19 protein-coding genes are annotated in these 24,642 nt (G+C 32.1%); 10 read left to right on the forward strand and 9 right to left on the reverse strand.

Annotated features, from left to right (window positions below):
* Positions 1-47 precede the first annotated feature (47 nt).
* The 3 genes from H0I32_RS06380 to H0I32_RS06390 all read left to right on the forward strand — a co-directional run bounded on the left by H0I32_RS06380 (position 48) and on the right by H0I32_RS06390 (position 2,434).
* The gene (locus H0I32_RS06380) at positions 48-1,838 is read left to right on the forward strand and encodes a chloride channel protein (RefSeq protein ID WP_179312575.1); all 1,791 of its coding nucleotides are present in this window, start codon (positions 48-50) and stop codon (positions 1,836-1,838) included.
* Positions 1,839-1,884: 46 nt separating this feature from the next.
* Entirely contained in the window at positions 1,885-2,130 is a 246-nt protein-coding gene (locus H0I32_RS06385) for a hypothetical protein (RefSeq protein ID WP_173588329.1), read from the forward strand.
* 112 nt (positions 2,131-2,242) lie between these two features.
* On the forward strand, positions 2,243-2,434 hold the full coding sequence (locus H0I32_RS06390) for a cold-shock protein (RefSeq protein ID WP_092446448.1): 192 nt from the start codon (positions 2,243-2,245) through the stop codon (positions 2,432-2,434).
* Positions 2,435-2,515: 81 nt separating this feature from the next.
* Here the strand turns inward: H0I32_RS06390 and H0I32_RS06395 are convergent, their stop codons facing one another.
* The 3 genes from H0I32_RS06395 to H0I32_RS06405 are packed head-to-tail and all read right to left on the reverse strand — an operon-like array spanning position 2,516 to position 6,089.
* A complete protein-coding gene (locus tag H0I32_RS06395; RefSeq protein ID WP_173588328.1) occupies positions 2,516-2,968 on the reverse strand; it encodes a protease complex subunit PrcB family protein in 453 nt (150 codons plus the stop codon).
* Between the two features lie 21 nt (positions 2,969-2,989).
* Positions 2,990-3,439, reverse strand: a complete 450-nt coding sequence (locus tag H0I32_RS06400; protein ID WP_173588327.1) for a nucleoside deaminase — start codon at positions 3,437-3,439, stop codon at positions 2,990-2,992.
* Between the two features lie 25 nt (positions 3,440-3,464).
* Complete coding sequence (locus tag H0I32_RS06405) at positions 3,465-6,089, reverse strand: T9SS-dependent M36 family metallopeptidase (RefSeq protein ID WP_179312573.1); 2,625 nt, start codon at positions 6,087-6,089, stop codon at positions 3,465-3,467.
* Positions 6,090-6,216: 127 nt separating this feature from the next.
* On the opposite strand from H0I32_RS06405, the gene H0I32_RS06410 reads away from it, so the two are divergent.
* Positions 6,217-8,001, forward strand: coding sequence for a 1-deoxy-D-xylulose-5-phosphate synthase (locus tag H0I32_RS06410; protein WP_179312571.1), 1,785 nt, complete (start codon positions 6,217-6,219; stop codon positions 7,999-8,001).
* A gap of 2 nt (positions 8,002-8,003) precedes the next feature.
* Here H0I32_RS06410 and H0I32_RS06415 read toward each other — a convergent pair whose 3' ends face one another.
* Positions 8,004-9,344: a deoxyguanosinetriphosphate triphosphohydrolase gene (locus H0I32_RS06415; protein ID WP_179312569.1), complete on the reverse strand. Its 1,341-nt coding sequence runs from the start codon at positions 9,342-9,344 to the stop codon at positions 8,004-8,006.
* Between the two features lie 231 nt (positions 9,345-9,575).
* On the opposite strand from H0I32_RS06415, the gene H0I32_RS06420 reads away from it, so the two are divergent.
* Both H0I32_RS06420 and H0I32_RS06425 read left to right on the forward strand, forming a co-directional pair.
* Positions 9,576-10,811: a hypothetical protein gene (locus H0I32_RS06420; RefSeq protein ID WP_173588323.1), complete on the forward strand. Its 1,236-nt coding sequence runs from the start codon at positions 9,576-9,578 to the stop codon at positions 10,809-10,811.
* Between the two features lie 74 nt (positions 10,812-10,885).
* Positions 10,886-13,711 carry a TonB-dependent receptor gene (locus H0I32_RS06425; RefSeq protein WP_179312567.1) on the forward strand — a complete coding sequence of 942 codons (2,826 nt, stop codon included), beginning with the start codon at positions 10,886-10,888 and terminating at the stop codon, positions 13,709-13,711.
* A gap of 74 nt (positions 13,712-13,785) precedes the next feature.
* On the opposite strand, the gene H0I32_RS06430 is transcribed toward H0I32_RS06425, so the two are convergent.
* On the reverse strand, positions 13,786-14,142 hold the full coding sequence (locus tag H0I32_RS06430) for a toxin-antitoxin system YwqK family antitoxin (RefSeq protein ID WP_173588321.1): 357 nt from the start codon (positions 14,140-14,142) through the stop codon (positions 13,786-13,788).
* A gap of 325 nt (positions 14,143-14,467) precedes the next feature.
* Between H0I32_RS06430 and H0I32_RS06435 the strand changes: the two genes are divergently transcribed.
* From H0I32_RS06435 to H0I32_RS06450, 4 genes are all read left to right on the forward strand, one after another.
* On the forward strand, positions 14,468-15,148 hold the full coding sequence (locus H0I32_RS06435) for a DUF2490 domain-containing protein (RefSeq protein ID WP_179312565.1): 681 nt from the start codon (positions 14,468-14,470) through the stop codon (positions 15,146-15,148).
* A 118-nt stretch (positions 15,149-15,266) separates the two neighbouring features.
* Positions 15,267-17,552, forward strand: coding sequence for an inorganic phosphate transporter (locus H0I32_RS06440; RefSeq protein ID WP_173588320.1), 2,286 nt, complete (start codon positions 15,267-15,269; stop codon positions 17,550-17,552).
* Between the two features lie 140 nt (positions 17,553-17,692).
* Positions 17,693-18,532, forward strand: a complete 840-nt coding sequence (locus H0I32_RS06445; RefSeq protein WP_173588319.1) for a flagellar motor protein MotB — start codon at positions 17,693-17,695, stop codon at positions 18,530-18,532.
* Positions 18,533-18,641: 109 nt separating this feature from the next.
* Positions 18,642-19,361, forward strand: coding sequence for a DUF6503 family protein (locus H0I32_RS06450; RefSeq protein ID WP_179312563.1), 720 nt, complete (start codon positions 18,642-18,644; stop codon positions 19,359-19,361).
* A gap of 17 nt (positions 19,362-19,378) precedes the next feature.
* On the opposite strand, the gene H0I32_RS06455 is transcribed toward H0I32_RS06450, so the two are convergent.
* The 4 genes from H0I32_RS06455 to H0I32_RS06470 form a co-directional block, all read right to left on the reverse strand.
* On the reverse strand, positions 19,379-20,062 hold the full coding sequence (locus tag H0I32_RS06455; RefSeq protein WP_179312561.1) for a hypothetical protein: 684 nt from the start codon (positions 20,060-20,062) through the stop codon (positions 19,379-19,381).
* An 84-nt stretch (positions 20,063-20,146) separates the two neighbouring features.
* Positions 20,147-21,073, reverse strand: a complete 927-nt coding sequence (locus H0I32_RS06460) for a 5'-nucleotidase (protein ID WP_173588316.1) — start codon at positions 21,071-21,073, stop codon at positions 20,147-20,149.
* A gap of 476 nt (positions 21,074-21,549) precedes the next feature.
* Positions 21,550-23,334, reverse strand: a complete 1,785-nt coding sequence (locus H0I32_RS06465; protein ID WP_173588315.1) for a ribonucleoside-diphosphate reductase subunit alpha — start codon at positions 23,332-23,334, stop codon at positions 21,550-21,552.
* A 14-nt stretch (positions 23,335-23,348) separates the two neighbouring features.
* Positions 23,349-24,623 (reverse strand): ribonucleotide-diphosphate reductase subunit beta, encoded by a 1,275-nt coding sequence (locus tag H0I32_RS06470; RefSeq protein ID WP_173588314.1) that lies wholly within the window; start codon positions 24,621-24,623, stop codon positions 23,349-23,351.
* Positions 24,624-24,642: the final 19 nt, after the last annotated feature.

Below are 24,642 nucleotides of genomic sequence, written 5' to 3' on the forward strand. Positions count from 1 at the left end.
ATATTAAATCCTGCTCCGTGCAGGATTTTTTTATTAGCTTTAAGACCATGCCAAGAAAACATCCCATCTTTAAAAAAATTCTAATATGGAGAACTAAACATATTTCTGACAAACAGTTTGTGTTTTTCCTAAGTGTACTTGTTGGTATTACCTCTGGAATTGGAGCCGTAATACTTAAAAACTTAACACACTTTATTCAACATTTATTAGAAGGAAATTTAGTAAGGTATTACCATCATGCCTTTTACTTTTTATTTCCTCTAATAGGATTTATTTTAGTCTATTTAGTATCAAAATATGTCATAAGAGCCAAGGTTAACCATGGTATCCCTTCCACGTTATACGCCATAGCAAAACGTAAAGGCGTTATAAGAAAATTTCAAATGTTTGGGTCTATTTTAACAGCACCTTTAACCGTTGGTTTTGGTGGATCTGTAGGATTAGAAGGACCTTCTGTTGCAACAGGTGCAGCAATTAGCTCTAATATTTCTAGGTTATTTAGAATGAACCAGAAGACCAAAACTTTACTTATTGGTTGTGCTGCTGCTGGTGCATTGTCTTCTATTTTTAAAGCGCCAATTGCTGCTATTATTTTTGCCATTGAAGTCTTTAGTTTAGACTTAACTATGGTTTCTATGCTGCCTTTATTGTTAGCATCACTATCAGCTATTATCACGTCTTATTTTTTCTTTGGAGATGATGTGTTACTTCCTTTTAGAATTGAAGATAATTTTATCATATCAGATGTTCCATTTTATGCCTTCTTAGGGGTTTGTACGGCTTTTGTTTCTATCTATTTTAATCAGGTTTACGAGAAAGTTCAAGATTTTTTTGACAAACTAAACTCACCCATAAAAAAACTTCTTGTTGGTGGTTTTGCCATTGGGGTTTTAGTGTTTTTTATCCCACCACTTTACGGAGAGGGATTCGAAACAATGAACAGCCTTATTGCAGGAAATCCTCAAAAAGCGCTAGAAAATAACTTCTTCAATTTAGATCTTACTAACATTTGGGTTGTCATTGCTCTTTTAGCTGGACTTGTATTTTTTAAAATTTTTGCAAGTGCCATAACATTTGGTGCCGGAGGTGTTGGTGGTATTTTTGCCCCTACGCTATTTATGGGAAGTTTAATGGGAAACTGTATCGCTAAAATAATTAACCATTGTGGCTTATTTAGTTCGCCTGTTTCTGAAAGTAACTTTACCCTTGTTGGTATGGCTGGTTTATTAGCTGGAGTATTACAAGCCCCATTAACTGCTATTTTTTTAATTGCAGAATTAACGGGTGGCTATGATTTATTTATTCCTTTAATGATCACCTCAGCGATTTCGTTTGGTATTACAAGATTTTACACCCCACATTCTGTTTACACTATGGAATTAGGTAGAAAAGGCGACTTAATTACCCACGATAAAGATCATGCCATTTTAACATTAATGGACATCCATAAAGTTATTGAAACAAACTTTACAAGTGTAACTACTAAAATGACCTTGGGTGAAATTGTTAATAATGCCGTTGTTAAATCCAATCGGAATATCTTTCCTGTTTTAGATGAAAAAGACAAAACTTTAAAAGGAGTAATTCTATTAGATGATATAAGATCTATAATGTTTGACCAGAAATTATATGATAAAGTCTTAGCGATTGAAGTGATGCAAAAACCACCAGCTATTATCAATATCGACAAGGATAAGATGACCGTTATTATGAAGAAATTTCAAGATAGTAACGCTTGGAATTTACCGGTTATTAAAGACGGAATGTATGTTGGGTTTATTTCAAAATCAAAATTATTAACCGCATACAGACGTGAATTAATTAATATTACATCTTAAATTAAATTTAAGTATTCACCTCTATTCAAAAGATTAACTCAGAACTATGAAACCAATCAAAATAATAACCTTTATTGCTTTTATAGCCTCTTTAACCAGTATTGTTAGTGGATTGGTATTTGATGTAGCGTACAATCAAAAACTTATTGGCTTTGGTGTATTAGGATTATTTTTCGTTGTTTTTCCATTATTTTCATACTACAGATGGAAAGATAAAGACGTACAAGATTATATGTTAACTAAAGAAAATCTTGATAAAATGCGAGAAAACCAAAAAGATTACAGATCATAATTTGTCATTTAGGCAACCAAATAATTAAGCTATAATTTAAAATTAAACAATTTAATAACATTGAGTTTTAATTTTTATTTATCTTTGTGCTTTAATTTTTATTTATATTATAATGACTGGAACAGTTAAATTTTTTAATGATTCAAAAGGATTTGGATTCATTACCAACGAAGAAACAGGAAAAGACATCTTTGTACATGTATCAAACCTTAATGGCGTAGAATTACGCGAAGGTGACAATGTAGAGTACGATGAAGAAGAAGGAAGAAAAGGTTTAGTAGCTGCAAATGTGCAGGTATTATAAGTATATATCTTAAAGTTTCAACGCTCAGCCTTTGGTTGGGCGTTTTTTTTTGCCTTTTTTTATTCTAAAAGTTCTCTACATCTATTTAAATATAATTGGTAAATCCGTTTTAAGAATCTTAGTTATATAGTAAGGTTGTGTCATTACGGTTGTAGCCATTCCGCTCGGACTAACAAAATCGACAGTTACCAATACTTGTTTGCTTGTCTTTATAACATCAAGGTCTATTTTATGTCCACCACTTCCCTTAACATCATCAAATACCGCAATAACAGTATACTCAGAAAAATTAATTTTAGTTTCTGTAAAATGATCAGATACATTATTAACTGTATTTATTTGAGACAATAAAGACTCCCAATCACTTTGGTTATCAATAATCATATTCTGTTTAGTAAATCCTTCAGATCCTGAACCATGAAGATTTCCTTTTGCTATTAACACCGTTTCAATAGTTGCCATTTTATCATTATTTTGGTTGGCCTTACAACTAAATAAACTGATTGCTATTAATATTATAAACTTCACTTTCATATCTCTTGTCTTTTTTAAGCCTTAATTTAAATTTCGTTTTTCAACAAAAAAACGTTTCATCAAAGCAGAAGCTTCCTCCGCTAAGACTCCACTAACTACCTCTGTTTTAGGATGTAATTGTGTCCCCATCGTTTTAAAACCTCTTTGTGTATCAGAAGCACCATAGACGATTTTAGAAATCTGACTCCAATACAATGCACCTGCACACATTTGACAAGGTTCTAAAGTGACATAAAGCCTACAGTTAGTCAAATATTTTCCTCCTAAAAAATTAGCAGCAGACGTAATGGCTTGCATTTCTGCATGCGCAGTAACATCATTGAGTAATTCTGTTAAATTATGTGTTCTTGCAATGATTCTATCTTCTACAACAATTATTGCGCCAACAGGTATTTCACCTTTTTCAAAAGCAGCCTCAGCTTCCTGAAGTGCTTTTTTCATAAAGTAAGTATCGTCAAATGGGTTTATCATATATAATTTAAAAAATAAAGATACATTACTTCTTTATTATTTTTTCATTGAAGTTAATATTAACTCCAATAATTCTTAAAATATATAATCCAGTTTGTAATTGACTCGTATTTATAGTAACACTATTAAATGATTCTTTTTGTGTTTTATATACAATTCTACCATTAAGATCAACGATACTAATACTAACATCACCTAAAGTATTAATTGACGTAATTGATAATTCTGTTTCCGTAGGATTTGGATAAATACTAAGATTAGCCTTATCAAATTCATTAACACTTAAAGCCGAACAATTAGCTAATGATGGAGTACTACTTAATGGCATTGTAAAATCTTCTATTTGATCACTACGAGAATCAACATCGCCTTGTTCTGCATTCACACCTAAACCTCTAGCAGCAAATACTTCCCAAATTAAACACTGATCGACACCTCCTGTAGTTAATCTATCAGCTGCTAAAATAGCATCTCTACCATCTACAAATCCAGAATTACATGGTTGTAATTTTAAGCCATTAATCACTAAATTCATCACTTTATTATTACCACCATTTCCATTATATAGATCAGAATCAAAACCATATTTATCTATATAAGCCCAAGTTAAATCCCATAATGTGGTTGCCCAAACAAAACCAATACCGTGGGGTTGAGAAAGTGTATTTGATGCGTTATATGTAAATCCATTATCTGCAAAATCAGTATTATAACGTGCAGGTCTAATACCACCACCTGTAATAGATTGGCTTGTAGCAAATGTTCCGATTCCTCTTCCATCAGTAGAAACATCTGATGCTTTCATAGTAACCATCAAAGCAAACCAATCTGACCATCCTTCTCCCATCTGCTCATTGTTTTGTAAGCAATTAGCTGCAGATGGACCACCAGCTAATCTATTAGAAATACCATGACCGTACTCGTGAGCTATGATCCCATTATCAAATCCGCCATCAATAAAATCAGTTAAATCTGGCCCTACTAAACTCGCTGTAATGTTTTCTCCATTATTTAATGCAGAAATAAGTGCTTCTCCAATAACTTGTGTCACCATTACTGAAGGTATCGTTACTAAATCTCCATCAGCTCCTGGTCCCATTTCAATGCTTTCACCAGCCGTATTATTGACAACAATCACACCAATAGCACCTGCATTTTCTACTGCTAAAACCTTTGCCCCAAACTCACATTCTCCACGTCTTAATATTGCTATATTTCCATTAAGTTCTGCTGAATTAATAATTGTTTCGCAAGCATTTAAAGTATCTGCCGTAGTATCAATTACTGATATTAAACTAGATGTTACAGGCACAGCAGACAATAGCGCTCCAAACGAAGCACCCAAAGCATCATACTCTCCCATTAAACTCCCGTTTTCTATAACAACACGCTCACTTGTATCACCACCTGGTGGAGACCATAAAAACATTTGCATTCTTGGATTAACACCATCTGGAGGCGTCCCAAAATTAGCATTATTAAAACCACTTCCGTCTTGAGCATCTGCAAAAACAAAATCGTCACCATTACCTTGATTACTGTAATTTGTTGTTTGAAAATTCCCCGAACTCTCATCAAAACCATGATTAAACCATATATCATGCATCATGTTATTCATATAAAACAAATTGGTAATAGCAGCTTCTTGATAGTCTAATGGAGATAAATTAAAATCTAATGGGAAATCGAAATTTAAGAATGCTGTACCTTCTGGAGAAAAACTATCATTAGAATTATTTCCTCTAATATCATCTTTAGCCCAAACATTATTACCTCTAGCCGTTGTAAAATCAGCACCAGGAAACCCGTTATTATCGTGCCATCCAAATGGGGAAGCATTAGAACTTGCAGGTTCTGTAACAATTTGTCTAGAACCATGATTTGGACTCTCTAAAGGGAGTGGAAATACGTTATAATTAGAACCATCAACCAAAACAGAATTAGTTATTGGAGCTAGTTTTGTAAAATCTTGTTGATCCGCATGCTTAGAATGGTCGTGTTCAGCATCAAAAGTACAGGTTAAGATTAAATCATTAAATTCTATGACCTCATTTGTAATTGCATTAACCCTAACACTCCACCAATGCTTATTATCATTAGTGTAAATAATAAAATCCCATGCTAACTTTAAATTTTCATCTTGTTTTACAAAAACCAATTCAACCTTAATATTTTGTGTTGAAATCCCAGAATTAGAGAATACATATTGATTACCATTATGCTCTAACTCTTGCATATTTTTCACATTTCCTAATTCAAATTGTTGAGCAACCTTAATAATTGAAGCATTAGGAGAAAAAGCTGGTGTTGTAGAATTAACTTTAGAAGCTATATGATTTAAAAACCTATTAGCATAATATAATATTTTTCCTTCTTTAATCGCTACACTAGATATAGCATTAAAAAGTCTGATGCCTTGATAGGTTTGATTTAAATAAACATGAGTTACTTCTGTATTTTCAGAATAGTACTCGTTGTTTATTACAGGATTCTCTAAATCTTTATCTATAAAATTGAAATTTGATTTATTATCCTTTAAATAATCAAGTATCGTGATTCCGTATTTTGAAGATTTCAGATCACTTTGACCAAACGAATAAGAAGCTGATAACAATAAGAAAAGGACTAGGCAAATGTATGTTTTTATCATAAATAGGGATTAATTCTGATAATTAAGTCTTATAAAAAGACGCTTACTTACAGTTAATTATCTCTTTAACTAAAAAGAGAGAACACAAAGCATACATAAGAAATACTAAATCTCGTATTTTTACACCGTGAACAAGACATTTTTAGACCATATTAACCTTCCTGAAGATTTACGAAATCTAAAACCGGACGATTTACCTTTACTTGCTAAAGAATTGCGCGAGTTAATAATTAATATCGTCGCAACCAAAGAAGGACATTTAGGTGCCAGTTTAGGAGTTGTAGAACTAACCATAGCTCTACATTATATATTTAACACCCCTAAAGATTTATTAATTTGGGATGTTGGTCACCAAGCCTATGGTCATAAATTACTAACGGGTAGAAAAGACGTATTTGAAACCAACAGGCAATTAAAAGGCATAAGTGGTTTCCCTAAACGAAGTGAAAGCAATTATGATGCTTTTGGTGTAGGGCATTCCTCTACATCTATTTCTGCTGCTTTAGGCATGGCGATTGCTTCAGAACTAAAAGGAGAAAACAAACATCATATTGCCGTTATAGGTGATGCGTCTATAGCAAGCGGAATGGCTTTTGAAGGTTTAAACCACGCAGGAGTTACAAATGCTAACCTACTCGTTATCTTAAATGATAATGCTATTGGTATTGACCCAAGTGTTGGTGCTTTAAAACAATACCTAACTAATGTAAAGAAAGGAACCGAAAAGCAGGATAATATTTTTGAAGCTTTAAATTTTAACTATTCAGGACCTATTGATGGTCATAATTTACCGTTATTACTTTCTGAATTAAAGCGTTTAAAAACCGTAAAAGGTCCTAAGTTTTTACACATTATCACCACTAAAGGAAAAGGATTACGACAAGCAGAATTAGACCAAATAAAATATCACGCGCCAGGAAAATTTGATGCTAAAACAGGAGAACTCATTGCTAAATCTGGCTCTAGAAAACCGCCAAAATTTCAAGATGTATTTGGTGAGACCATTGTAGAATTAGCATTAAAAAATGATAAAATTGTAGGGATTACACCAGCAATGCCAACAGGAAGTTCCTTAAAGTATATGATGGAAACTATTCCGAATCGTGCTTTTGATGTCGGTATTGCAGAACAACACGCCGTTACTTTAGCTGCTGGTATGGCTACGCAAGGTCTTATTTCATTTTGTAATATCTATTCTACCTTTTTACAACGGGCTTATGATCAAATTATACATGATGTAGCTTTACAGAATTTACCTGTTATTTTTTGTTTGGATCGTGCTGGATTAGTTGGTGAAGATGGAGCAACACACCATGGCGTTTTTGATTTAGCCTACCTTAATTGTATTCCTAATATGGTGATTTTTGCACCAAGAGATGCTATTGCACTAAGAAATATAATGTACACAGCACAATTGGGTATTGATTTTCCTATTGCTATCCGTTATCCAAGGGGACGTGGACATATATTAGATTGGAAAAAACCTTTTAAAAAGATTGAAATTGGAAAAGGAGAGCAATTAAAATCAGGAAATGAAATTGCCATACTTTCTATTGGTACGATTGCCAAAACAGTAGAAGATACAATTTCAACTTATGATAAAAAAGAAGCGATAAGTCATTACGACATGCAATTTGTAAAACCATTAGACGAAAATCTATTGCATGAAATATTTAAAACCCAAAAAGCCATAATCACCATTGAAGAAGGTACTATTATTGGTGGATTTGGAAGTTCTATTTTAGCCTTTGCAAACACCCATAATTACAATCCTAAAATAGTAACGCTCGGAATTGAAGATCAATTTATTGAACACGGAACGGTTAACCAATTATTACACTTGCAAAAATTGGATGCATCATCAATAAAAAAAACAATTGATAATTTATTCTTAGAAATCAACAACCATTAAGTCTATAGTATTTGCCCCTGAAGTTTTTTATGCATTAGCATAGCATTAGTATCCGATAATTTTGAAATATAAAGACACACAGCTAATAAGTTTTTGTATAATGAATCCGTATTAAGCATTACTGTTTCTGGCAACGTACTTAATAGTAGTTTATCATAATTAGACATATTATCATCATAATAATTAAAAGCCATTTTTCCGAATGATTCCAATAATTGATTCAAAATCTGGTAACCGGCAATCTCCTTATTAATAACCTCTTTAGATCGGTAAACATTATTGATACTAATATCTATAATATCCTTGATTTGCGCTTTATACTGACTCACATCTAATAAACCTGTCTCAAATTTACCGGATAAGATTGCTTCTTCATGCTTCATAAATAAAGTAGCAGCTTCTTCTATTAATCGCCCAATAGCTAATGCCCGTAAATAACTTACGCGATCTTCAGTTGTTTTTAATGTGTTATAATTTTTAGTTATAATACTATCTCTAACCAAATTAATTAGGTACTCTAAAGCATATTCTTCTTGTATTAAACCTAAATTAATTCCATCTTCAAAATCAATTATAGTATAACAGATATCATCAGCAGCTTCAACTAAATATGCCAAAGGATGTCTTTGAAAACTTAGATAATCATCATGTCTTTTAATTAAACCTAAATCAGTAGCAACATCATTAAACATTTGCTTTTCACTTTGAAAAAAGCCATATTTTTTATCTACAATATGCTTGCTTGGTTTCTTAGGTAAGGATTCTTTTGGGTATTTCATAAAAGCACCTAAGGTTGCATAACTAAGACGCAAACCACCTTCTCTACCTTCTCTACTTTCAGTTAAGATTTTAAAACCATTAGCATTTCCTTCAAAATCACATAAATCTTGGTATTCTTTAGCCGTTAATAAGTCTTTAAAGTTAGCACCACTCCCTTCTTTAAAATAAGCACCAATCGCTTTTTCACCCGAATGACCAAAAGGAGGGTTTCCAATATCGTGAGCTAAAGCTGCTGCCGCTACAATAGCTCCAAAGTCATTCATTTTATAACCGTGAGAACTTTCTAAATGCGGATGTTTTTTTAATAACAACTGCCCAACTCTTCTACCAAGAGACCTACCAACAACACTAACCTCTAAACTGTGCGTTAAACGTGTGTGAACAAAATCGGTTTTAGACAACGGAACAACCTGAGTTTTATCTTGCAAACCTCTAAATTCAGAAGAAAATATAATACGATCATAATCAACCTCAAAGCCTAAACGTGTTTCGTCTTGTTCTTTTCGTAACCTTTTATTAGTGTCGCCATAGCGCTTTAACGAGAGTAGTTGTTCCCAATTCATAATGTAATTTTAAGACTGCAAGATATATAAATTGACCTACAATTCGATACATAAAACTTGGTAAGATTAAGTAAAAACCAATGTTATCAAATTGTTTCCATATCCGGAACTAGTTAATATTAAGAATACGTTTAACTAACCTTTTAATTACAAATTGGTAATTTTTGAATAACTCAAAACACGAATTAACAAGCTTTCTTTGCAGCATAACATTTAATGAACAAAAACAAAATGAAAACAATTAAAAATTTATTTTTCTTACTTACATTTTCACTTTTCGCATTTAACTGTAGTAGTGATGATGACAATTCTTCAACTGATGATGGTGGAGATGACGATGGAATTGTAACTGAAGTTTACAAATCAGGAATTTTAACTTCAGATGAAACTTGGTCTGCAGAAAACATTTACGTTTTAGGTGGTAAAGTTGTTGTGAACGAAGGTGTTACTTTAACTATTGAAGCTGGTACTATTATTAAAGGTGCTGAAGGCCAAGAATCTTTAGCTTCTGCTTTAGTAGTAGATCAAGGTGGTAAAGTTATGGCTGAAGGTACAGCAAGCAACCCAATTATAATGACTTCTATTTTAGATAATATCACTGTTGGTCAAACTGCAGGTTCTAACTTAGATTCAAATGACGTAGGTCTTTGGGGAGGTTTAATCATCTTAGGTCGTGCTCCTATCTCTGTTAGTGGAGATGTTGAAACTGCACAGATTGAAGGTATTCCTGCAACTGAAGATTACGGTCAATATGGTGGTACTGATGCTACTGATAATTCTGGTACTTATAAATATATCTCTGTAAGACATGGTGGTATCACTATCGGTTCTGATAACGAAATTAACGGTATTACTTTAGGTGGTGTTGGTTCTGGAACTACGTTAGATAACTTAGAAGTTGTATCTAACCAAGATGATGGTTTTGAATGGTTCGGTGGAACTGTAAACGCTACAAACTTAATTACATGGGGTGACGGTGATGATGGTTTAGATGCTGACCAAGCTTGGTCAGGTACTGTAACTAATGCAGTTGTTATTTTAGGTAGTGAGTCTGGTAGTGCTTTAGAATTAGACGGTCCTGAAGGATCTGTTGCAACTGAAGCTGGTTACACATTCAATGATATTACTTTAATTGGTAACGCATCTACATCTAACTACATTGCTGATTGTAGAGATGGTTTAATTGCAAACATGAACAATGTTTTAGTTTATAACTTCGGAGCTGAATCTACAGTAAGAATTAGTGGTGATGACTCACATACTGAACTAGCTGCTGGAAGAATAACATTTTCTAACTGGGAAGTTGTTTTACCAACAGGAGTTGCTCTTGCTGATATCTTTCAAGCTGATGCTAACATGGAGAGCTTTACTGATAATGCTACAGCAATTACAGCTACTGAAGCTACAACTGGTGCAGATACATCTGTATTTGGTTGGACTTATGCTGCTTCACAAAACGCATTCTAAATTAACAAACATAATAATCAAAATGTCCGGAAATAACTTTCGGGCATTTTGTATATTTTAAATAATACCCAAAAATGCTTAAATCCGTATCTCTATTTTTTGCAATTTTATTATCCTTTTCATTTGTATCAGCACAAGAAACTGGTACAGTAACAGGAAAAATTTTTGACGGAGAGTTTAACGATGTACTACCTTTTGCTAACGTCATAGTACAAAACTCTTCAACAGGTACCACAACTGATTTTGATGGTGAATATAAATTAACACTAGATGCTGGAACTTACACTTTAGTATATTCATTTGTTGGATATGAAACTAAAGCGATTTCAGAAGTTGTAATAACAGCTAATAATGTTACTGAAGTTAACGTTACCTTAAATCCATCTTCTGCCGCATTAAGCGAAGTTGTAATTACAACATCAGTACGAAGAAACACAGAAGAATCTGTATTAAATCTTCAACGTAATTCGGCTGTTTTACTAGATGGTCTTTCTATAGAAAGCATAAAAAAATCAGGTGCAAGTAATATTGCTTCTGCGATTAAAAGTGTACCAGGTGTTTCTGTTCAAGATGGAAAATTTGTATATGTAAGAGGTCTAGGAGATCGTTATACAAAATCTATTTTAAATGGTATGGACATTCCAGGGTTAGACCCTGATAAAAATACGGTTCAGATGGATATTTTTCCAACTAACATATTAGAGAATATTATAGTTAAAAAGTCTGGTTCTGCTGATTTACCTGCAGATTTTACAGGAGGTGTTGTAGATATCATTACAAAAGATTTCCCTTCTAAAAAAGCCATAAGCTTTTCGCTTTCTACAAGCTATAATCCTGATATGACATTTAACTCTAACTATGTCACTTACGAAGGTAGCGGAACAGATTTTCTAGGTTTTGATAGTGGAGATAGAGATTTACCAATTTCACCTACTAATACCGTTCCAAATCCTGCATCTAGTGATAACTCAAGTTTAGAAGGTATAACACGTTCTTTTAATAGAACTTTAGCTGCAGAGCGTCAAAGTAGCGCACCTAACTTCAGTTTTGGTTTTAATTATGGTAACCAATTTGATATTGGAGACAATAGATTAGGCTTAATAGCATCTATAAACTACAAAAACGACACTAAATTTTATGAAGGTTTCGAAAATGGAGTTTATCAAAAAAATGAAGATCGCTCAGTTAACGATTTAAGATTTGATCGTAGACAAATAGGTGATTTAGGAGAAAACAATGTTTTATTAAGCAGTTTAGTAGGCTTATCTTTTAAAACTGATAATTCTAAATACAATTTAAACATACTTCACATACAAAATGGAGAAAGTAGAGCGGCTTTATTTACCCAAAATACTGAAATTTCTAACGATATCGATGTTAATAAAGACAACTTAGAATACACACAACGCAGTTTAACTAACTTTTTAATTGGAGGTCAACATAGCCTTGCTGAAAATGATTTTATTATAGATTGGAAAGTTTCTCCAAGTATTAGTCGCGTTTACGATAAAGATGTAAGATTAACTACTTTCATCATCAATAATGATGGTTCTACAAGTATCAGTTCTGATGCTGGTTTCCCACAACGTTTATGGAGAGACCTAGAAGAAGTTAATGCTACAGCTAAAGTTGATTTTACAAAAAAATATAATTTATTTAACAACCAAGCCGCTCTTAAATTTGGAGCTTTAGGAAGTTATAAGCAACGTAATTATGACATCTATAAGTATGAAGTTGCTTTTAGAAGCGTAAACACTTCTGGTTTTGATGGAGATCCAAATGCTATTTTAGATCCTAGCAATATATGGACACCTGAAACTAACTCTGGCTCTTACATTCGTGGTAATTTTGAGCCTGCTAACTCTTACGAGTCTACTCAAAACACAGCTGCAGTTTATGTTTCTAATGAATTTAAGATTACTGATAAATTAAAATCCATAATTGGTGTTCGTGCAGAGTACTTTACAACTTTATTTACAGGACAAAATAATTCTGGTACCGAAATCTATAATGACAAAAAAACAATTGAAGAGTTAGATTTATTTCCATCTGCAAACTTTATTTATGAAGCAAACGAAAAATCTAACATTCGTTTATCTTACTTCCGTACAGTAGCTAGACCTAGTTTTAAAGAATCTTCAGTAGTACAGATTTCAGATTTACTTACAGGAATCACATTTTTAGGGAATATAGATTTACAACCTTCATACATTAATAACTTTGATGCCAGATATGAATTTTTTGGAGAAAAGGCGCAAATGTTTGCTATTAGTGGATTCTACAAAAGATTTAAAGACCCTATTGAATTAGTTGCATATTCATTTGTTGCACCTAATCAATTTACACCTAGAAACTCACCAGAAGCACAAGTTTTAGGTTTAGAATTTGAAGGTCGTAAAAACTTTAGTTTTATATCTGAGTCGTTAAGTGACTTAAGTTTAAATGTTAATGTTTCAATTATAGATTCTAAAATCGAAATGGCTAAAGGAGAGGGCCAAGAATATGAATCTAGACAACAATTTGCTAGAGATGGAGAAACTATAGATGACACCCGTGAATTACAAGGACAATCGCCATTTTTAGTAAACGTTGGTCTTAACTATAACAATACAGACTCAGGATTTGAAACTGGTATTTTCTATAATGTTCAAGGTAAAACATTAGAGGTTGTAGGTTTTGGCCAAAACCCAGATGTATACACACAATCTTTTAATAGCTTAAACTTTAACCTTTCAAAAAGCTTTGGTAAGGATAATAGGTCTAAGCTGAGCTTAAAGGTAGACAATATTCTTAACGATGATAAATTAAGTCAGTACGAGTCTTATGGAGATGCAACTGCTAATTTTTCATTAAGAAATCCAGGAACAACATTTAGCCTTGGATATAGTATGAGTTTATAATATTAAAACCTATTAAACAAAAAAAGAGCTGTAATTAAATTACAGCTCTTTTTTTATTTATAGAGTTTATTTAGTTAATCAACTGATACTAAAGTTCTATCATTAGACCATTCTACAACATGTACTACACTGTTGTTTTTATAATCTACTTCTTTTAAAGAATCGTTACCCCAAAAGAACCATTTTCCTACCTTCTTACCAGCTTCATAAGTTGCTGAAGCTAATTTTTTTCCATTAGCATCATAACTTGTCCATTCTCCCTGTAATTTACCATCAGCATCAAATGTACCTACTTGTTGTACTTCTCCATTATCATGGTAATAAGTAGCTACTACTAAATTATCTTTTTTCTCTAATTTTGGATTGATTTTATCTTGTGCGAAAGAAAACCCTACACACAGCATTACTAATAATGTTACTATCTTTTTCATAATTTCTTGGGTTTTTGTATTGTTAATTATTATATCACGAATATACTACAAATTTTACATTTAAACAACACTTACGTAACATTAAGTTAACATTAGAACACTAAAAGCCTTATTATGTGACTATTACATTTCAACATTATAAACTCACAAACTAAAAAATAAATCTTTTATTATAGAATAAGAATAACATCAAAAACACTATAAAAATTATTCTAAATAAAACAATTTTCATTACCTTATAGGCACATCAAAACAAACCTAAAACACTATAATAGTGCCATTTACGGAAACTAAATAAGCTCTACAAAATCAATGATTAACAGACATGACACCACTCAAACACTTAACAATACTTTTTACATTATCTGCTAACCTCCTTATATATTCGCAAAACCACTTAACAGGCTTGGGGGAAACACGACTTTCAATACAAAATGAAATAGATAGTAAATACAACATAAAATTTGAAGCAAGATCTCGTTACAATCTATATAAAAATGAAGTTATAACATTCGAAAATAAACAACTAGACTTCATCCATTTTTCAACTTTCAATATAAATAGTAAAAACCATATAGCCTTAGGTATTCAATATCGCTTAAGAGAAGCTATAGATGGAGAAAGCGATGAGTTTAGATTAACACAACAATATAATTACACAAAAGCTAGTAAACAATTAAGGTTTAATCATAAATTAAAACTTGAACAACGTTTCTTTAAAACCTTAACCATAATAAGGCCGCGATATCTTTATGGCATAGATTTCCCTTTAAAAGGCGAAAAACTTGATATAGGAGAAAGTTATCTTACGACCTATACTGAAGCTTTGCTAAGTGTTAGTAAAAAAATTAAACCAACATTAGACCAAAGAGCAACGGCATTAATAGGTTGGTTGATTTCAGAAAAATCAAAACTTCAATTTGGAATAGAGTATCGTTTAGACAACTACAATATAAATAGAAATGAAAAATTATATATGCTTACATCTTGTAATATAAAAGTCTGAAAAAATATAAGTAAAAAATATATTTTAATCACACTCTACTTAAAATAATAACATTAAGGTAACATTCGCTTCCTCATAAAACGGGTACTTTGCATTCAATTTTTATATACTAAATTCAATGGACAACCTCTATATCTATATGCTCGCTGCCTTAGCTTTTTTAGCTGTAGCAGACTTAGTAGTTGGTGTAAGTAATGATGCTGTAAACTTTTTAAATTCGGCTATCGGATCTAAGGCAGTATCTTTTAAAACAATAATGATTGTAGCAAGTCTTGGTGTCGCTGTCGGTGCTTTAACTTCTAGTGGAATGATGGAAGTTGCCAGGAAAGGTATCTTCAATCCTGGTGAATTTATGTTTAATGAAATTATGGTCATTTTTATGGCTGTAATGCTCACAGATATTCTACTCCTCGATTTCTTTAATACCTTAGGCATGCCAACTTCAACAACAGTTTCTATTGTTTTTGAACTTTTAGGTGCTTCTGTAGCTGTTGCTTTAATTAAAATCTACAGTGATAGCTCACAAACCATAGTAGATTTAAGCACATACATTAACAACTCTAAAGCCATTGAAATTATTCTAGGAATACTACTCTCTGTAGTTGTTGCATTCACTATTGGTGCCATTATACAATACGCTTCTAGATTACTATTAACATTTAAGTTTCAAGAAAAACCATCTTGGTATGGTGCTCTTTTTAGTGGTGTTGCAAATACTTCTATTCTTTATTTCATATTAATAAAAGGAATTAAGAACGCAAGTTTTATGAGTGCAGATATCACAAATGTAATATCATCTAACCCTGTTGCACTTATAGGAATTAGCTTTGTAGTTTTAACACTATTATCTTATTTCGTTATCCATACATTTAAAACCAATATATATACCATTATTATAGTTGTAGGTACGTTTGCACTTGCTGTAGCTTTTGCTGGTAACGATTTAGTGAATTTTATTGGTGTTCCTATTGCGGCCTACAATTCTTACGAAGCATGGTCAATCAGTGGAGCTTTGCCTACAGAATTTGTAATGACAGCCTTAAGCGCACCTGTAAAAACACAACCTATTTTATTACTTATAGCAGGACTTATTATGGTATTAACACTATGGTTTTCTAGTAAAGCTCGTTCAGTTGTTAAAACCTCTGTAGATTTATCGAGACAAGATGAAGTTAAAGAACGTTTTGAACCTAACTTCTTATCTCGTATGATTGTTAGATCTACAATTACAATATCTAATACCTTAAACAGTATATTACCTAAACCTTATATGGAATGGGCAGACAAACAATTTATAAAGCCTAAAGTTATTGCCAAAGCCGAAGATATACCAGCGTTTGACCTTGTAAGGGCAGCTGTAAATCTAATGGTAGCAAGTGTATTAATATCTATTGCTACATCTATGAAACTTCCTTTATCTACCACATACGTAACCTTTATGGTAGCAATGGGAACCTCTTTAGCCGATAGAGCTTGGGGAAGTGAAAGTGCTGTTTACAGAGTTGCAGGTGTATTAAACGTTATCGGTGGTTGGTTTTTCACTGCTTTTAGTGCTTTTGCAGCCGCATCAATTATGGCCTTTATATTATATTACGGAGAAGGTTATGCTTTAGTAGGCTTATTAGTTTTAGCGATCCTTTTATTATTAAGAAGTTTTATATCTCACCGTCAGAGTTCTAAAATGATGAAAGAAGAAGATCAGTTAGAAAAAGCTGAAAGTAGCTCTACACAAGGGGTTATACACGAAAGTGCTTCTAACATTGCAAGTGTTATTAAACGTGGTAATAAAATTTATTCTTCAGCTATTAACGGTTTAGCTGTTCAAGATTTAAAAGTCTTAAAGAAGAATAAAAAACAAATTGAAAAGCTTTCTGATGAGATTGATGATCTAAGAGATAACATCTTCTATTTTATTAAAAACTTAGAAGAACCAAGTCTTTCTGCAAGTAACTTCTACATTAATATATTAGGTTATTTACAAGATATTACGCAGTCTTTAGATTACATCTCTAAAACGAGTCATAAGCACGTCAATAACAATCATAAGAAATTAAAATTCTCTCAGATTAAAGAACTGAAAGAAGTCGATGAGAAAATTGAAGCTTTATTTAACAATGCTCAAGTAGCTTTTAATTCTAGATCTTTCGAAAAAATTGGAGAAATATTAAGTGATAGATCTAAAGTTTACAATTTAGTGACTGAAAAAATTCAGAAACAAGTAGAACGTACACGTACTGAAGAATCAAGTCCTAAAAACACAACGCTATATTTCAGTTTATTATTAGAGACTAAAGATCTATTAACAGCGACAATGAATCTTTTAGAAGAATATTATAACGCACACGATAGCTCTGTTAAACCAGCAAGGTTAACTCATGATTTAGAGACATCAGAAGAAGAATAAATTACCATCATTATTAACCTGATAGTAAACAGATTACAAATAAAAGCCTTATTTTTTTAAAAAAAATAAGGCTTTTTAACATCCAGATTATGGCTAGCGCCGTATATCTATTTTAGAAATTAATAAAATTAAAACCTACGATGAAAAAAATTTCAATCCTATTAGTAGCAACCATTATGTTAACAGCTTGTGTTTCAAAAAAGAAATACGTAGCCTTAGAGCAACAAAACGGGGAAATTACAAGTGAACTGACTAAAACAAGAGTAGAAAAAGAAGATTTAGAAAATAAATTTGCAGCAATAGAAGCTCGCGTTAGCGATTACAATTCTAAAATACAATCTTTAAACGAAGAAGTTGAAAGCGGTAAGTCTAAATTTCAAATAGCTGAAGATGGTACCGTAGTATCTGTAGCTAGTAAAGAAAAGATGAAAGAAACATTGAAAAATGTAGATGCTGAAAAATTAGCTGGCGCAAAAACTTTAAAAGATTCAATGAATTTAGCGATTCAGTACAACTTAAGCAAAGCTATGAACACTAGCGATCTTAACGAAGACGAAGATATTGTAGTAGATATTAACGAAACTGTTGTTATGATCTCTATTGATGACGATATGTTATTTAACACAGCAAGTTACAGAGTTGGAAACAAAGCTGACAAAATTTTACAAAAATTAGCTGACGTAATTAACTCTGAGCCAAGTTTAGATGTTATGGTTGAAGGTCATACAGACGCTAGAAGCATCAATACAGATAAAATTGCAGACAACTGGGATTTAAGTGTATTACGTGCAACATCTGTGGTTAGAAAATTACAAAACCAATTTAAAGTTGCACCAGAGCAATTAATCGCCTCTGGTCGTAGTAGCTACCAACCTTTAGTTGAAAATGACACTAAAGAAAACAGAGCTAAAAACCGTAGAACACGTATTATCTTAATGCCAAACATTGATAAGTTCTTCGCGTTAATGGAAGAAAAATAAGAAAAAAATCTTTTTTAGATTTTAACACAAAAAAGCATCCTCCCGTAAAATTCGGCATTGGATGCTTTTTTTTATGCCCTAATGTGTAATTTGTAGCAAAATTAAAACTATGAAATCATTCGTTACATACAGTCTCTTCTTTATCTCTTTTTTAAGTTTTGGTCAGAATATAAGTCCTGAAACCTTATTAGATAAAGCCATTACATATCACGATCCAAACGGAAATTGGAACACTTTTAATGAGACCTTTACTGTAGAAATGACGACACCAGAATCTGCAAAACGTACCAGTATCATTTCTATTAATTTACCTGCTGAATATTTTAGCGTTACCGCCACAAAAGATACCGTTACCACCACTTACACTTTAAACAAGCGTAAATGTACCATGAGTTATAACGGAAAGGTTTTAGATAGCTCAGCGGCTAAACAAAAGAACATGACTTGCGATAGAGCTGCGTTGTACAAAAACTACTATTCGTATTTATATGGCTTACCGATGAAGTTGAAAGACGCCGGCACCAATCTTAATGATACCGTTGAAAAGAAAACTTTTAAAGGCAAAGACTATTTGGTTTTAAAAGTGACTTATGATGAAGCCGTAGGAAGCGATGTTTGGTACTTCTATTTTAACCCCAAGACTTATGCCATGGAAATCTATCAGTTCTTTAAAACAGACGAGAATGGTAAAGAGAAACCAGATAGTGGTGAATATATATTACTTTCTGAAGAAACACTTCTAAACGGTATTAAAATCCCTAAAGCAAGAGCTTGGTATTATAACAAAGCTGATAAGTATTTAGGAACTGATACTTTGGTTGAAGAGTAGATTTTCAACTTATGGTTTTAATTAGAATTTGACTTAAAACAATTCTGATTATAAAATTCTAATACGTCTATTAAGTTATCTTTTGAAAATTCTTTATTCTCAACTTTCTCTAACAAAGCAGAACAATCTTTAAAGTATTTTTTCATTGATTTCTTAAAGCTTTTAGCAAAAGGTAGTCCTTTAGTGTAGAGATGTTCTACCTGATCACTATCACCAAGACCAACATAGTAACTATATCTCGGAATATCTATTTCTATATAAATGTTACGACTTTGACTTAAACTTATTTCCTGACCATTATCTAATATTACAGTTTGATTAGGAACCGTATGAAATGGTACTTCATTTAAAAATGAATTAGATAAAACACCGCCTTCATAAACTCTCACATAAAGGCTTAAATTATCTATAGCAACAATTTCCATAATTTCTGGATACTTATCACCATCAATATATTTATAACGGAATTTTCTGTAATAATCGTTTTCTAGAATATCTACACCGATAAGATCTTTTGATTTATAGGTTTTATATTTTAAGGTATCATTCTTGAATTTAACAGAAACAATTGAACTAATTCCGCTAATTTCACCATACCCTTTAATTTGAGTACTGTCTTTTAAAATAAGGACTGCCTGACCTGATTGCGCCACCATTGAAGTACTTATTGAGATTAGTAATAGGAATAGAATGTTTTTCATATTTAATTTATAATACTTTAAGATCACGAAGCAAAACTCTAATATAAAAAAAGCATCTCATTTCTGAGATGCTTTTTCACTTGATTAAGATATCTTTCTTAGTAAAGAACCACTATTATATGGAACTTGTCCAGAAGGAATCCATTTACAAGTGTCTTTTAAATGTACAACTTGATCATCAAAGAAAATTTGAGCACCGAAAGATTGAAGAATCTTATGTTTAGGCCAACCACCTAAAAAATAAACTTCATCAACATAAACACCCCATTTTCTCAAAGTTTTTATAACTCTTAAGTGAGATGGCGCATTTCTAGCAGTTACTATTGCAATTCTAAGTGGTGACAATTCTATGCTTTCAGGAAATTCGGATTGAATTATAGATAATTTTTTTATCAAAGAAGCAAAAGGACCTTCTCTTAAAGGTTCATTTTCATGCTCTTGTTCAAATTGATGAAAAGAGTCCATTCCTTCTGTTTTATATCTCAGTTCAGATTCTTCAGAAAACAATACTGCATCTGCGTCAAAAGCTATTTTAACCCTATTATCTGTATTTTGATAGTTTGAAGGATTTTCTAAAATAGTTGCTGCTGCACACAAACCACTATCTATAACCATTTGAACATCAATTTCATTTTTAGATAAAAATAGATCGATACGATAACCGTCAATCAAATTTTGATTCAATGGCTCACCTCCTGTAAAAGCCATTCTCGTTATATCTAATTCATAGTTATTTAAAGAGTTTAATATCCTCATACCTGTTTCAGGGCTATTTTTAGACATAACAACTACTTCTACGATTTTGCCCTTAGACAATTTATTCAAATTAAGAATATTCTTAATTAAATAAAATGCTGAACCAGGTCTTAATGGTACATCTTCAGTTTTCAACTGATGTTTACGATATTCCTCTATTCCTTTGTTTTCGAAAATCAAATTTTCTTCTTCTAAATCAAAGAGTGCTCTTGATGAGACTCCTATTACTAATACATTATTTAAATTTAATGCCATATCCTTATTTGTTTGTAAACACTTGTTAATAAAAAAAATAATTAGCAGAACGATAAATTTTGTCAAGAAGAATTCATTTCATTACTTTTGAAGCATGAAAAGGAGGTGAGGTATTCCTCAATCTTTTTTATTTATTTGGCCTCGAAACCAATTAATACATTATGACAAAAATTGGGAGGTTCTGCAAAACCATCCCTTTTTTTTTACCCTAATTTTAAATTTTAAGGTTAATCTTTGTTTTCACCTCTTCATTTTTAATTTAATTAAACTTATTATTTAATCTCTTTTTTAAGCGACACCCATCAATCTTTAATTGTGACGCTTTTTACAAATAAAAATTTGTAAAAACCTAAATATCAATATCTTAAATTAATTTTAACACTTTAAAATTTTGCCTTAAAAAACCACCCAAACTTTTTTTATTGAGTGGTTTTAAAATTTATAATAAGAGAGATTACTACTTTCGCAGCAATTTACTAGCCTTCACAACTAGCACAATCTTTCTTTTGTTTAAACTTCTGTGCAGCATTCATACTGTGTTGGTAGTACAATGATTTTACACCTAACTGCCATGCTGTTACATAAAGCTTATTAATATCTTTTACGGGCATATCTGGATGCACCATAATATTCAATGACTGTGATTGATCTATGTGGTTTTGTCTGTTTGCCGCCTGATAAATAATGGTCATTTGGTCAATTTCAGAATAGGTTTTAAATACGTCTTTTTCTTCTTCTGTAAGCTCATCTAAATGTTGTACAGAACCATCGTAATCACGGATGCTTTTCCAAATTGCACTAGTGTTTAATCCTTTGTCTTCTAAAAGCGCTACTAAATACGGGTTTTTAATCGTCGTTTTAATTTTAGCAATATCTTTTACATAACTGTTAGACCAAATTGGCTCGATACCTTGAGATACTTGTCCTAAAATAAACGCAGAAGATGTTGTTGGCGCTACAGCATTTAATGTTGTATTACGTCTTCCGTAACCTTTTAAAACTTCTGGCTCACCAAATAATGTTGCTAATTCTTCTGATGCTTTAACAGATTTATCTTTAATTGTTTTAAAGATCTCACTGTTTAAATCAAAAGCTTCCTTACTATCAAAACTTACCATTTTAGATTGTAATAAAGAGTGCCATCCTAAAGCTCCTAAACCTAAAGCTCTGTTTTCTTTAGCAAACGTGTATGCTTTTTCCATAAACATAAATGTATGTCTATCATCACGGTTTTCAGAATCTCTGTAAACTTCTAATTTGGTAATAAATTCTTCTAAAACCGCATCTAAAAAGTATACCATAGTTTCTACAGCATCGGTATCTTTCCACTTATCATAATGCAATAAGTTGATAGAAGATAGTACACAAACAAAAGACCAACGATCATTTGTAGGCAACATAATTTCTGAACATAAGTTACTTGCGTAAATCTCATGCTTTTTGTCTTTATAAACGTCCGGAGCTTCGTTATTAGCATTGTCTCTAAAGAAGATATAAGGATATCCTATTTCTCCTCTACGTTGTAATACTTTTGCCCAGATGGCTCTTTTATCAGAATCGCCATCAATCATTTCTTGCATCCACTCGTTACCAACAGTAACACCATGGGTTAACTCTTGTATTGGATTTCCTTCTGTACCTATTTCTAAAAACTCGTGAATATCTGCATGCTCAATTGGTAAGTATGGCGAAAAACGACCTCTTCTCACTGAACCTTGACTTACAACATCGACCATTTTTTCAAACAATTGCATAATATGAACTGCTCCTGAAGATTCACCATTATTTTTTACAGGCGCACCTCTATGTCTTAATTTACCAAAATAACCAGAAGTACCACCTCCTAATTTAGACATCATACCAACTTCAGACTGTGTATATAGAATATCTCCCATATCATCAGAAATGTGCGAACCAAAACAACTGATTGGCAAGCCACGTTTTTTCCCGAAGTTAGACCAAACTGGTGATGCTAATGAATAGTAACCTTCGGCCATGTAGCCATAAAACTTATCGGCAAAACCATCGATGCCTAATATTTTTTCTGCATTATCAGCAATTTCTCTAATACGTTCTTCAGGTGTTGTATCTCCTGTTAAGTATCCTGAGGCTAAAAACTGACGACTATTTTCTGTTAACCATTTAATTTCTGGTTCTGTTTTAGCTTCTTTTATGGCTTCTTTTCTAGCTTTAATTAATTCATCGTGGCTAGATGTTTTTGTTGATTCGTGAATCACTGTATTTTTAATGTCTTGGTTCATATGGTCGTTGTGGTTTAAAATAAGTCGTCTCCTGTTACACTTTTTTGTCTCTTAGCATAGTTTATAGAACGTTTTACAAAGAAATCTCCATGTTTTGTTCCTATAATTTCATCATCAAACCATTCGGTTTGTACTAATAAGCTCTCATCAACATCAAATACTTTTTCGATGCCAATGCTTTCTAATGAATTATTAAATCTGTTTTTAATAAATTCATTAATTACATCTTTAGGTAAAAACTCTAGTTCACCTGCTTCAAAAATCCAATCCACAAGTTTGCTTTCAGAGTCAAATGCTTCAACACATAATTCTCTTACTAGACTGCTGTGTTCTGCATCAAACCATGTTGGATTTTCATTTTTAATAATTTTTATAATATCAATTCCGAAGTCACCATGAATTTGCTCTTCTTTCGAAGTTGCTTCAACAACATTAGATACACCTTTAAGCATATTTTTATGCTTATTAAACGCCATGATGATTAAGAATTGTGAAAATAAAGACACATGCTCAATAAATAAAGAGAACAATAAAATTGACTCTGCATATTCTTTATTGTCTTCACTTTTTGCATTCTTTAAAGCGGTTTCTAAATAATGAACACGTCTCATTATTACCGGCTTTTTCTTAAGGTTCTTAAATTCGTTATTAAGACCTAATATTTCTAATAAATGCGAGTAAGCATCGTGGTGACGCACTTCACTTTCTGCAAATGTTGCACCTACAGATCCTATTTCGGGCTTAGGCATTTTGTTATAAATCTCTCCCCAAAATGATTTTACAGCCACTTCTATTTGAGAAATAGCAAGCATGGTGTTTTTAATTGCATTTTGCTCTACAACAGTCAGTCTTGTTTTAAAATCTTGAATATCGCTTGTAAAGTTAAATTCTGAATGAATCCAGTACGAATGTCTAATAGCATCTACATACTCATTAAGTTCTGGATATTCGTAAGGTTTTAAGTTAATACGCTTTTCAAAAATATTTGTTTTTCTACTTCTCGCTTGCTCGTCTCTATATAAAATGTAAGCTTTTGCCACATCATGAAAAGCACTTTTCATTAACTTCTCCTCAGCAAGATCTTGCACCTCTTCTACTGTAGGTAAATAATCATGATCTGCTTTTTTTCTTTCTAAAAGTGTTTCTAATACATCTACAGAAATCCCTTTTGCATCCTCTTTACTTCCATTTCCTACAGAAAGCATTGCTTTTTCAATAGCGTTAGAAATCTTATTTAAAACAAACGGAGTTGTTTCGTAATCTCTTTTTATAATCTGGGTAATCTCCATAGTTTTTCTTTTAATTTTA

It is taken from the genome of Winogradskyella sp. HaHa_3_26, assembly GCF_019278425.1.
Classification (GTDB): Bacteria; Bacteroidota; Bacteroidia; order Flavobacteriales; family Flavobacteriaceae; genus Winogradskyella; species Winogradskyella undariae.